The sequence below is a fragment of the Photorhabdus luminescens subsp. luminescens genome, from assembly GCF_001083805.1.
Taxonomy (GTDB): domain Bacteria; phylum Pseudomonadota; class Gammaproteobacteria; order Enterobacterales; family Enterobacteriaceae; genus Photorhabdus; species Photorhabdus luminescens.
The window spans coordinates 102793-115807 of record NZ_JXSK01000011.1 but is presented as its reverse complement, the minus strand read 5'-3'; the positions used below and the strand labels follow the sequence as shown (position 1 = coordinate 115807).

Genomic DNA, 13015 nt, shown 5'->3' with positions numbered 1-13015 from the left:
TATAATAGCGCACACAATATAAGGTGATAAAAATGGCAAAGAAATACAACCTATATCTATATAACACAGAAGTTAATCTAAAAAGTGCTAATATTGAATCAACCGGGCCTTCAGTCGGTGATTTGAAAAACCGTTTTAAAGAAGGCAGTATTCCATTACAAACCGATTATGCCGATCTAATTAATATTGCTGATATCGGTCGCCGAGCCTGTGGTCAAGCGCCACAACAAAATGGGCCAGGAAAAGGTTTGGAATTAGCTGATGACGGTACGCTTAATTTAAAAATGGGCACGCTTGCCAGCCAAGACTTTTCGCCCTTAATACTTGAAAAAGATATTTTATCCATAGATCTTGGTAGTGGCCTGGTTAATAAAACCAATGGCATATGTGTTGGACAAGGTAGTGGCATTGTTGTCAATAATGATAATGTGGCTGTCAAAGCTGCCAACGGTATCACCGTCAATAGTAGTGGTATTTCGGTCAAAGCCAATAATGGCATCAATGTTGATACTAATGGCGTCGCTGTAAAAGCCAAAGATAAAACAATTAACGTCGAATCTACAGGAATATCTGTCAATCTTGGTTGGGGAATAAAAATAGGCGATGGGTTAGATGTTAAGGCCAGTAATGGTATTAATGTTGATAGTAATGGTGTTTCAGTTAAAGCCAATAACGGCATCAACGTTAACAGCAATGGTGTTTCAGTTAAAGCAAGTGATGGCATCAACGTTAATAGCAACGGTGTTTCAATTAAAGCCAATAATGGTATCAACGTTAATAGCAATGGTGTTGCAGTCAAATCCAATAATGGTATTAATGTTGATAGTAACGGCGTCTCCGTAAAAGCAAAAAATGCCACTATTAAAGTCGAATCTACAGGAATATCGGTAGGAATTGGTTGGGGAGTAAAAGCAGGCGGTGAAGGGTTAGATGTTAAGGCTAGTAATGGTATTAATGTCGATAGTAATGGTGTTTCAGTAAAAGCCGGTAATGGCATAAAAGTAGATAATAACGGTGTCAGTATTGATTCCAGCAAAATACTCCCCAGAGGAATGATTGTGATGTTCTCTGGTAGTAGTGTTCCTACAGGATGGGCACTGTGTGATGGTAATAGTGGTACACCAAATTTAATCGATCGGTTTATTTTAGGAGGCAAACTCTCCGATATTAATGGAAAGAGTAATGACAAAGCTTCAGGTAGTACCAATGCTAAAGAATTCAAAATAAATACGACAAATAAAAAACTAACAATCTCAATAAAAGGCACAAAACTTTCCCAGAAACAAATACCAGAACATAGACATATAGGGGGAATGGCTTACTATAATGGTACAGGCTCAAAATATGGCTCCTTTAGAATAAAAACAGAACAAAGCAAACAAATCGATAATAATCCTGATAAGCTTGATTTTATGAGCTCTACATTAGGAGGAAGAAGAAACCTTTTTTCTGGAAATGATATTAGTCCTTATTATCTTTACACATCTAACACAGGGAGCGGAGAAGAGCACACTCATGCGGTTGATGCAAGTGCTAATATTACTCCTCCTTATTACATTCTAGCCTTTATTATGAAACTTTAATTTTATTTCACAAATACAGCTTTAAATTATCTATTATTGACTCATTACCAAGGATATATTGATATGACTTCGGAGCCAAATCTGTTAAATCGGATTACCATTACGATTGAGGCTAATAATCAACAGGTAGCTAAAAAAGTATTGCATGGCTCCCTGCTTAATCAAATCAGTATAAATAAATTATTTAATTTATACTTTGATGAATATAATATTCATCAGGATATCTCTTTAGAAAAATTAACCCTCAATCTTGGTGAAATAGATCTTCATGATTTTAATTCACTGTTTCCTGCTCGCCTCAAAATGGAGCTAAATAAAGCATTCAGCCAATATCAGATAAACGATCATCAAGAAAAGATTCTACTGGATAAATCCATATCCAGTCAGTTTATCAATAATCCATCTTTGTCTGGTGATAATAATTTAATTAATGCAGAAAACTTTATTCACTCGTTATATCAACAAAATCCCCAATTAAATACACTGGAGGAAATAACCAATAATAAAGAGATTAATATTAATAAATTTATTCATCAATTAGCACAGATAGAGAGCCAATGGATATTGCTATTGGCAAAAAGCTGCCTATCTGAACACGGTATACAACGACTTTCGGCTATCAAACAACCCGCTTTATTGAATGCCATCAACCGCAGATTATCCGCAAGAGTAAATAAACCACAACCTCAGGAGGAGCTTGTCTCCTCCGGGCAATTGATACTCAATGCACTGGAATATCTACAGCGGCATAATACACAGGAAATACCTAAACCCAATGCAAAAATCATTTCACATATTACAACTGAACTTAATAACGGCGTACTTAATGCCGTTCTTATTATTACCTTATTCCGAAAAACTGTGACTGACAATAGCCGATTAAATAGTTGGCTGAAACAACTCTGGCAAATAGCTCCCATTGCAAAACTATGCAAAAAATACCTCGCAGCACCAGAATACAAAAATCTGGCAGATTACTTTAGCCATAAAAATCCATTTTTCAACGAACCCTCTTTACAACAAACGATTTCCATTAATTCAATATTCACTGAAATATTACAGGCATTAGTTACAAGACATCGGCAAGATTTACCACAATTAAATCAGCATCAGCTTTCATCAATCGCCACCGCTATTCAAAAAGGGAACATTAAAACACACACTATCCTCGCTACATTTCAACATATTGCCTTATATAAGCGTGCAGATACGGCTTGGTTAACCTCATTATGGCAATTAGCGCCTGTCTCACAACTCTGTAAACAACACCTATCAGTTGCAGAATACCAATATCTATCGCAACACTTTATGCCAGATCATGACAATAAAAATGAATCCAGTAAAAAATCAACCATAACTTCTCAACCGATTTTATTACCAGAGCAAACTATTCCATATCAAGTCAGCAATGCCGGAATATTAATGCTATGGCCGACGTTGCCGGCACTGTTTAATCAACTTGGTTTACTTGAGAAGCAAAAATTTATCCATCGTCAAGCCCAATTCAGCGCCGTTAATTTCCTTGATGCTCTCATTTGGGGAACCGAAGAAACACCAGCCGAACGTAAGAGACTCAATAACGTGCTGTGTGGATTAACGGCTGATGAAAATAGTGAATCAATCTCTCTTGAACCAGAAAAACAATTAATAACCACACAATGGTTAGATACTGTTATTACTCAACTTCCCGGCTGGAAAAAATTAAGCCGCAATGATGTCCGACAACTGTTTTTACAACGGCCAGGGGAATTGCTAATTAATGATCAGGAAATTAAAATCACCATCCAGCAACAACCCTTTGACGCATTACTGGCCGATTGGCCGTGGCCATTAAATATCACCAAACTTCCCTGGCTGAATCACACTTTATTAATCGACTGGCGAAACATTTAACAGGTTTATATGAACTCTTTACTTAAAAACAACCACCACATGGTGGCAGAATTACACTGGATTTATCCCCATCTGGAACGTATTGATTTGCGGTTACAACATTACTATTGCCAAAACAGAGAAAAATACGATTATTTACCAGATAGTTTCCTACTTACCGAAGATGAATTAGCGCAACATCTGGCAAAGCCACAGGGTATTCCTCATTGGATAATCAAACAGGATGATGTTATTAATTTCTCTGGAATCGAAGAAACCTCCAATGCATTATCACTATTGGTCGAACGTTTTGAACTCACTGAATTTGAGCGTGATGTTTTATTATTAGGTTTATTGCCCCATTTCGATAGCCGTTATCATGCATTATTTGCCGCTCTGCACGGCAACAGTAAAAAACAGTGGCCCAGTTTTGCTTTAGCTATTGAACTATTCAGCCAACGCCAAAATGACCAGCAATTACTGCAAAATAGTTTTTTACCACAAACACCGTTAATCAATAACCAATTATTACGGCTCAATAATCATCAAGAGTCTATTTGGTTACAAACCCAATTTCTAACTCATAGCGCTATCTGGCATTTTTTATCAGGACAACGGGTTATTTTACCGCCGCTAACAACTTGTGCTTATTGGCATTCTCCGGCCTCACATCGTTGGTATCCACAAACTCTTTGTCATTCACTTGAAAAGATATTACTCAATGAAACCGATGAAATACGCCCGCTGGTCATACTCAGAGGAAAATCAGATAGCGCCAGAGAAATGGCGGTAAGCAATATTATGACATCTCATGATATCAGTACATTAACGCTAGACTTAGCTCAACTACCGGAGGAAAATAACCCTAACTTGCTAATAGATGCAGTACGGGAAGCACGATTACATGATGCCTGTTTACTAATTCGAAACTTTTCTTTACTGAAAGAGGAAAAGAGAATATGGCACAACGAATTATTTACACTATTGAACCAACCAAAACTAAAAGTAATTTGTCTGGTAGAACCGAGTGATGCATTAATATGGACCAAACATCTGCCAATAGTGCAAATTGATATGCCAGCACTGACTCTGGCAGATAAAAAAACCATGCTGGCGGCAAGTTTACCTAATAATATCGTTCAGGAAATCAATATTACTCAGCTCTGCCAACGTTTTTCATTTACCGCAGAAACATTACCGCTAATTCTTAAAGAAGCGAGTCAATATCAAATACTCCGAGAACCAGAAGGTCAATTGAAAGAAATCGATCTGCGAAAGGCATTAAGTTTCCGTGCGCAACAAAACTTCGGCAAATTAGCTCAACGAATAACCCCCAAACGCAATTTTAATGATTTAGTGATTTCAGATACATTAGCGCAACAATTAAAAGAAATTATTGCCGCCATACATTATCGTGACCAAATTCTGGCGACCGGCTTTCAGGAAAAAATCGGTTATGGCACCGGTATTAGCGCGTTATTTTACGGAGAATCAGGAACCGGAAAAACAATGGCCGCAGAGGTTATCGCCGGGTATCTTGGCGTTGATTTGATTAAAGTCGATCTCTCTACGGTGGTGAATAAATATATTGGCGAGACGGAAAAAAATATCTCCCGTATTTTCGATTTAGCCGAGGCCGATTCTGGGGTACTGTTTTTCGATGAAGCGGATGCTTTATTTGGCAAACGCAGCGAAACCAAGGATGCCCAAGACAGGCACGCTAATATTGAAGTTTCTTACCTACTGCAACGACTGGAAAATTATCCGGGATTAGTGATTTTAGCCACCAATAATCGTAGCCATCTGGACAGCGCATTTAATCGTCGCTTCACCTTTATTACCCGTTTTGCTTATCCCGACGAAATGTTACGTAAAAAAATGTGGCAGGCTATTTGGCCGGAACAACTTAAATTATCCGATACCATTGATTTTACCCATCTGGCTAAACGAGCTGACTTAACTGGCGCTAATATCAGAAATATTGCGCTATTAGCATCAATGTTAGCGAAAAATGATCACTGTGAACAAATCGAAAATAAACATATAAATCGAGCCGTTACACTTGAATTAAATAAAACTGGCCGATTGGTTTTTTAAACATTGAATAAAATTGGAGCCAACATGACAACTATCATTGCTTCTGACAATGCGATTATTGAAGTGAATAATGCATTAAATACTATTTTATCCCAGTATCTAAATACCAATGGCAATAAAATTGATATCCGTTTTGATCTACCTGAAATTAATTCAATCCAATCGGAACCGACAATAAGCGTATTTCTTTACGATATACATGAAGATCTGCAATTACGTTCTGCCGAGCCAAGGCGTTATAACCCGGCAACCAGTACATTATTACCGGGATGGGTCAATATCAATTGTAACTATTTAATCACTTACTGGGACGCTAATAAACCCTCAAGCGACAGCTCCAGCCCGGACAGCCAACCCAATAATCAAGCCGCGCAAGTGATGACACGGGTTTTAAATGCATTAATTAATAACCGCCAATTAACCGGCATTCCCGGTGCTTATACCCGTGTTATTCCACAACAGGAAAACTTAAATAGCCTGGGTAATTTCTGGCAGGCTCTGGGTAATCGCCCTCGCCTTTCTTTAATGTATTCCATTACCGTACCCATGAAACTGCAAGATATTAAGGACAATATTACTCCGATTAGCCAAATCTCAACTTCCGTGGTTCAAAAACCCAATCTGGAAAATTCACAAATCAATCAGGCGCTGGCAGATAAATTATGTGCCGATTTAGGCGGCACAGAAGATATTCGCCTTGCTTTGGCTAAAGTCGATCTGATCACTGAATTCGCTACAAACAATAATGAAAGTCAAGAAAATAATGAAAATCAAGAGAATAAAAGTGTGCTGCTCAATATTTCAGGCATTACCTATTCAGATTATTTACCTAAAATAAAAGATATTATTTTAAAGTGGATAAATAGTCAGAGTGCTATTGTTAATATAAATGGCACAGGTATTATTATATTAAAAGAAGATTCTGATAAATTGATTGGGATTTAAAACCATTATTTATATATCCTATGGATTTCAAAATACATTTCTCGAAATCAAAATTCCATGTAATGTGAGAGTAAAGAAATGGAATCAAGTTAAAAAATAAAGATATCATCATTGATGCTGATATTATATTAATATCTTTTTTATCAAAAAAATTAAACAGGTGATAATATGCCAATAAATAAACACAGTGAAAATAGTCATTATCTTAAAAATAGACCAACACAGCCAAGTCACTCTATTGAGAATGATATAGACGATACCTCATTAGGCATGGGGTTGGATTTAGATACGATGATGGGGACAAATTCTGTTAGCTTAAATCAAACTCAGGATTATGCATTTTGGAAAGAAAACATTTCCGAATATTACAAATGGATGGTTGTGGTTAAAGGTCATTTAAAACAATTAGACTGGACCTTAAAATCAATGGACTCCCCTGAATCCGCTAACAGTAATACGGCTAAAAATGTAGGGACAACCGCACTACAAGCGCTATTAAATACAGGAGGCAGTATAGCGGGCGGCGCGATTGGCGGCGCCATAGGAAGCGCCATAGCGCCGGGTATCGGCACTATCGCTGGCGCAGGTATCGGCGCCTTAGCCGGAACAGGATTAAATTATCTTAATGATACAGCGATTGAAAAATTAAATAAAAAGTTGGAAATCGCACACCCTTACCCTAAAACCAGAAACATGATATTTGATATCAATAATTACGATAAAAACCCTATCTCAAAAGCGATCAAGAAGAAAATCGGTAATAAAGACAATCTAAAAGTTACTGCCGGTGGTTTAATAACGTCACAAATTGTCAGCAGAATATCCCCGGCCAAAATTCCCGCCTATAAACTTGCTGAACTGGCTATATCACACCATAAAGCATTAGCCGGATTAAGTGATGATAAAGCCAGACATATATTAGATTTCACCAATAGTATTCGTGAAGTCCTCAATGAAAGCCACTCTGATGCCGCCGCATTTATGCGTAAAAACTACGGCGATGATAAAATGAGTCTTTCTGGGTTTTCTTCTAAAATAAAGGGAGAGAAATTAACCTTAGACAAACTGGCAAGGACGAGAAATAAAATAGAAAATATGATTAATAGCATTAATAAACAAACATTAAAACTTTCCTCAGAGAATAATAATAGCTAATTATATTATAAAAACCCAAACAAAAATAAAACAACCCCATATCAACCCATTTAATTGGAAAATAATCTATACCCGTCATCTTTCAAGTTGCCTCTTTGTTGGCTGCACTCACTCACCCCGGTCACATAGTTCTCTATGCTCCCGGGGATTCGTTCCTTTGCCGTCGCGATGCATCTTGAAATCCATAGGGTATATATCCTATTATAACAAACAGAAGAGGCATGAATAAAATGCAATTTAATTACCAAATCAGTGAGCCATTTTATAGCGGTTACCATTCTGATATTCCTATCGCGATTTTCATTGAAAAGGATTTTAAAAAAGCTTATGAGATATATCACTCTAAAAATTTTAATTATCATGGATTAAGAGTAGAACAGGTGCCTTATGCCAGATATTTCAGGGCCTTTCATCATACAGATATTCATAAACAAACTTATTCAACGCCTGAGTTAGAAAACAAATATCAAGCAATGATCTATTTTAATAAAAATCGGCAATTTGAACCTGATACCGATTCTCTCACCGTGATGTCCAATCATATTCCCTATAATTATGATTTTTACGGATATACTTCGCTACAATATTTAAAGACTAAATATTCCGAAGAATTAAATCATTATCATGAATCTAATTTTGATAATGAAGAGTTTAATAATATGGTTCTGATTGATTATTTTGAAGGGTGGCGTCAGGAACATAACCTTACTTCTAAGATTGATATAGAAACCCCACTTACAGTTAAAGATAGTATTGTTGAAGCCTCGATTCTAGGATTATTGAAAGGCAATATACCAGATGATATTAAACAAAAAATCATTTTCCCTGAAGGGATCACATTTGAAATGCAGCAAGAACTGCTTAATGATACTTTAAATAATAAAGTAGGTGAATTTAACCAAAACGTTATTACAAAACTTCAGCGATTAGCAACAGCAGAAGATACTGTATCAAAAATATTATCTCCTTATCAGTATATTGAATCCAGAGTTAAAGAGATTGCGGGTGATCGCGTTAGTTTAGACCAAGAAATTACTGTTATTATTTCAAAGAGAAGACTTGATAAATGCAAGCCTAAAATTAATAGACATTTTGATGTATGTAAAAATCATCCCAAACCGATAACTAGATACTTCACCGTTTATGATTTTATTAGAAATATTCATCACAAAGAGTTCAATAAAATTGAATATAGCGGAAAAGACATAAAGTATTTATTAAACAACGACGTTGAAAATATTTTAATTAAATTGCAGGATGTTACCGGTGATTATGAAAAATATATCAATAGATTTAGAGATAATGAAGATGTGAAATATTATATCAATGAAGGCATTAATCAACTACCTGGCTCTACCGGGACCACCGTAGATGAATTTCTTGATAAATATATAGAACATATGGATGAGATAAGCTATACGGAAAGTGAAATTATGGCTGATTATTATCTTAATATACTCAGACAAATTCTTGATGCGGTCTCAATGATCCTCCCTGTCAGCCCAATTAAAGGTTATTTAGTTACCATCACAGCCAATACAATCATACCACTCATTCAATCCGCAATAGCGAACACTTATGAGGAGAGCAGCGCATTACAACAAGAAGCTTGGGTTAATTTTACGGTTTCATCGACTTTTCATGTCATTTTCAGTAATCGAGCAATCGGTAGAAAAATTACCAACGGCGCAAAGTTAATTGAAAATGGCGGTGGATATATTACTGATAAATTTAATATTAAAAAAATAAATGTTAATTATGGATTAAATGCTCAATTAGCCAGAGAGAGTATCAAAAAAATTCCTGGATCGGGTACTAACCCGTGGAAACTAGAGAATATTCGAAACAGGTATAAATCATTTCTTGATCGGAAATATTGGTCAAGATTTAGTACCGAGAAAAAGATAAAAGTTTTACAATCACACCTAATGAAAACTCAAGAAGCCAAAGAGTTGGCCGAAGTTGTTGGATGGGAAAAACTCAACAAAATGATAAAAGATTCAATCATATTAGATTATGAAGGAAATCCAATCAATAAAATACCATTTAGGAAACTCGAAGATGAAGTGACAATAAGAAGTTATGCTTTAAAAAATGACCGAAAACGAATTAATGATATTTCAAATTTCCTTGATGAAAAACTAACATTTTCAGATCAGTTAGTAAAAGTTATCAATATTGAAGATATTCCAGGAGACAGTCATTTAAATAAAGCAGCAAATTGGATTGTCAGTAAAAGCACATCAAACGCGAATGATGCACAACATGTCACAAGTGTACTATCCAAATATATTGACAAAGATATCAGTGATTTTAATGTATTGACGCAATTGCACAATGAGCTATATCGCTTAAAACCAGACATTAATTTAAGACATTACCGTGGTTTTGGTGATCAAATATTTCCACATATGGAATCATCTCAAACTATTCTTCCTTATTATTTAACCAGAACAAAAAGCGTTAATGGTGTTGATCCTTTCCTAATCTATTCAACGTTAATTGAAATTCATCCTTTCGGCGACGGAAATGGCAGAGTAGCCAGATCAGCTTATGCGCTGGCATATATTAATAAACATAGAAAATTTCAAGCATTAACCAGTTCATCAGAAAAAATACTGACCGAAAATGCCAATAGACCTAAAACATTTGTTAAATCGCCAACAGCAGATACTCGGCAGGATGCATTTTATCTACCAAGGGATAAAGGAGAAGTGGGTAAATTTAAAATATTGGATAACAATGATTCAGACTATATTGTGGGAGTTGATGAATCTAACTCTAAATTCAATATCTATGCGGCCTGGAATAAAAATGGCACTCCTGCCACCAGTAAAACTGCCATTTTTTCCGCTCATGGCGGCCGTGAAAATTCAGCCAGACCCATTATATTTCCCAAAAATAAAAACCTTATATTTTGGGCGCCAGATGAATACCGGTTAGATGATCCACTTATTGAACGATTTGTTAATGAGTTTAATAAATTAAACCCTCATTCAGCTATTGGCGGGAATTATGAAAAATTCTGGTCAGCATTCCCTGACAGATATAAAGATTATGACTTATTAAAATCGCTATTTACTGAGAAGAAACTTGAGCAGTTAAAGAATATCGGTAATATTATAGAAAAACATACCAATTTAAGGGCAGAAGATGCAACCGGTATTAGCACTTCAAAATTAAAAAATAGCTCGGTGCCTAAAGTCGCAGAATATCAATTTTCATGGTATGAAAAAGATAAAGAAAAAGAGTACGTTTCGGCATTAATAGAAAACAGAAAAACAATAATAAGAGCAAATGATGGAACACCGGCGGTTGACTTACTCAGCATTAGCCCAAATGTCCCTATTGATAAAAAAGTCAGTATTAAGGAGCTTATTGAATTCATTAAAGAGAAAAATTATGACAATATTCATGTATTAGCCTGTAGAGAAATTTGGGATAATGGCAAACCCAGAATAACAACTCGCTCTTATGCCGTCACGCGCGGCTATCGAAATGAACATGAACAGTATTGGGAAAATAAACAATTAAAAACGCTGCCACAGTCTAAAGCTGCAAGTTCAAGTAGAACCAAACGAGATACTACCGCGATTAATAGCAATGAATATCTTAACGAACCACGAGATATAAAATATCTTTTGACATCTATATTATTTACAAACAGTCATAACACACTAAATTATAGCGAATATGTGATTGGCGTGGTGACAACAGATGATAAAATTATCACTTTCGATGATGCTTTAAAAAGAGAAGATTATGATATATTTTTACCGGGTAAAGAAAAAGATAGCCCTGAATTAATGCAGCAACAAACAGTTTCAGATAATCATTCTCTATCCGATTTCAATATATACAATAATAACTTGCTTGATTTCAGTGAAATAGCAATAGGACAATATTTATATTTCAAAGGAGGAGAAAAATCAGATGGTAATGTCATTTTAGAGATCAATGATTCAGAAGGTTTCCGCTCATTGGCAATAAAGATTCAAAATTTAAGCATGATGGGCGTCTATCTGGCAAATATCATTAATAGCAACTCCCAAGATTTTAAAGCTGGAAGAATGGAAAATGGGAAACTTGAAACAAGTATTTTAGATGTTAATAATTTATATATAAAGAGTGGAAGTAAAAAGAATTATTACATTAAGATAAGATTTAGTATTAAAGATTTGTAATATATGTTCAGAGTGTCATTATTTTTATGAAAAAATCGGGAGCTATATTGTCAATATATAGCTCCCATCATTCCCTATACTCGTCATCTTTAATATCAGAATAAAATCACTCCTCCTGTAATTTAATAAACTTTTTAAATTATTTCTCTAATAATCATTTTTATAATTATCTTCTCCTCTATCATAAATTTATCATAGAAATTATAAACAAACTTATTTTCACCAATCAATATAAAATAACCTCATTTATTACCATGATTTGTTTACTCTTGAAAAAAATAACCTGAAAAATAAAACACAACCCTCTGGCAATAAGCGATAGTATGGATTTGAAATATTAATCAAGATTAAAGTTACGGGTGTTTTTATTTTCCTGTTATAGAAATCAATCAAGATATGCTGATGCATAAAATTATCAAAACATACTATATCAATTAACAATCATTATTATTATTAATTGATAATCGCACTTGGAAATTCCGTATCTATAATCATTTTGTTTCACGAAAGGTGATTTAAATAATCGTCAAATAACTATCTAGCCCATTGAGGCTATTTTGTTTGGCTTTTTTGTAATGAACTGAAATAGATTCTACGTTATTTCATATAAAAATAACCTCTACAAATCAGGTTGTTGCGGTAGCTATACCCAATCGTTAGGTTCTAAGAAAAACAACGTAATAGACGTTTTTCTTATATTTCAAATGTAAACAATCAAGGAAAAAATCATGGCTATAACTCCAGAACAAATTGCTGTTGACTATCCGATTCCTGCTTATCGGTTTGTTGTCTCTATTGGTGATGAGAAAATTCCTTTCAACAACGTTTCCGGGCTCGATATCTCTCATGATGTCATAGAATATAAAGATGGTACCGGTAATTACTATAAAATGCCGGGCCAACGCCAATCGATCAATATTACTCTGCGTAAAGGCGTCTTCTCTGGCGACACTAAGCTTTTTGACTGGATTAATGCGATTCAACTTAATCAAGTTGAGAAAAAAGATATCGCAATTAGCCTGACCAATGAAGCCGGCACTGAAATTCTGATGACCTGGAATGTGACAAACGCCTTCCCAACGTCATTCACTTCCCCTTCTTTTGATGCCGCCAGCAATGATATCGCTATTCAAGAAATAGCACTGGTCGCGGATCGCGTCACCATTCAAGCACCTTAAT

General features: G+C 35.3%; 7 protein-coding genes. All 7 read left to right on the top strand.

Features of this window, described 5'->3' with window-relative positions; translation table 11 throughout:
- Positions 1 to 32: 32 nt before the first annotated feature.
- The 7 genes from TI10_RS25740 to TI10_RS20995 all read left to right on the top strand — a co-directional run bounded on the left by TI10_RS25740 (position 33) and on the right by TI10_RS20995 (position 13014).
- Positions 33 to 1583: a tail fiber protein gene (locus tag TI10_RS25740; protein ID WP_053093489.1), complete on the top strand. Its 1551-nt coding sequence runs from the start codon at positions 33 to 35 to the stop codon at positions 1581 to 1583.
- Positions 1584 to 1646: 63 nt separating this feature from the next.
- Positions 1647 to 3476 carry a contractile injection system tape measure protein gene (locus tag TI10_RS21020; protein WP_049585275.1) on the top strand — a complete coding sequence of 610 codons (1830 nt, stop codon included), beginning with the start codon at positions 1647 to 1649 and terminating at the stop codon, positions 3474 to 3476.
- Positions 3477 to 3485: 9 nt separating this feature from the next.
- Positions 3486 to 5552, top strand: a complete 2067-nt coding sequence (locus TI10_RS21015; protein ID WP_049585274.1) for an ATP-binding protein — start codon at positions 3486 to 3488, stop codon at positions 5550 to 5552.
- A 24-nt stretch (positions 5553 to 5576) separates the two neighbouring features.
- The gene (locus TI10_RS21010; protein ID WP_049585273.1) at positions 5577 to 6497 is read left to right on the top strand and encodes a DUF4255 domain-containing protein; all 921 of its coding nucleotides are present in this window, start codon (positions 5577 to 5579) and stop codon (positions 6495 to 6497) included.
- A 168-nt stretch (positions 6498 to 6665) separates the two neighbouring features.
- On the top strand, positions 6666 to 7652 hold the full coding sequence (locus TI10_RS21005) for a hypothetical protein (RefSeq protein WP_049585272.1): 987 nt from the start codon (positions 6666 to 6668) through the stop codon (positions 7650 to 7652).
- A 221-nt stretch (positions 7653 to 7873) separates the two neighbouring features.
- Positions 7874 to 11836 (top strand): putative adhesin, encoded by a 3963-nt coding sequence (locus tag TI10_RS21000; RefSeq protein WP_139180491.1) that lies wholly within the window; start codon positions 7874 to 7876, stop codon positions 11834 to 11836.
- A 728-nt stretch (positions 11837 to 12564) separates the two neighbouring features.
- Entirely contained in the window at positions 12565 to 13014 is a 450-nt protein-coding gene (locus TI10_RS20995) for a phage tail protein (protein ID WP_049585270.1), read from the top strand.
- The last annotated feature ends 1 nt before the right edge of the window (position 13015 follow it).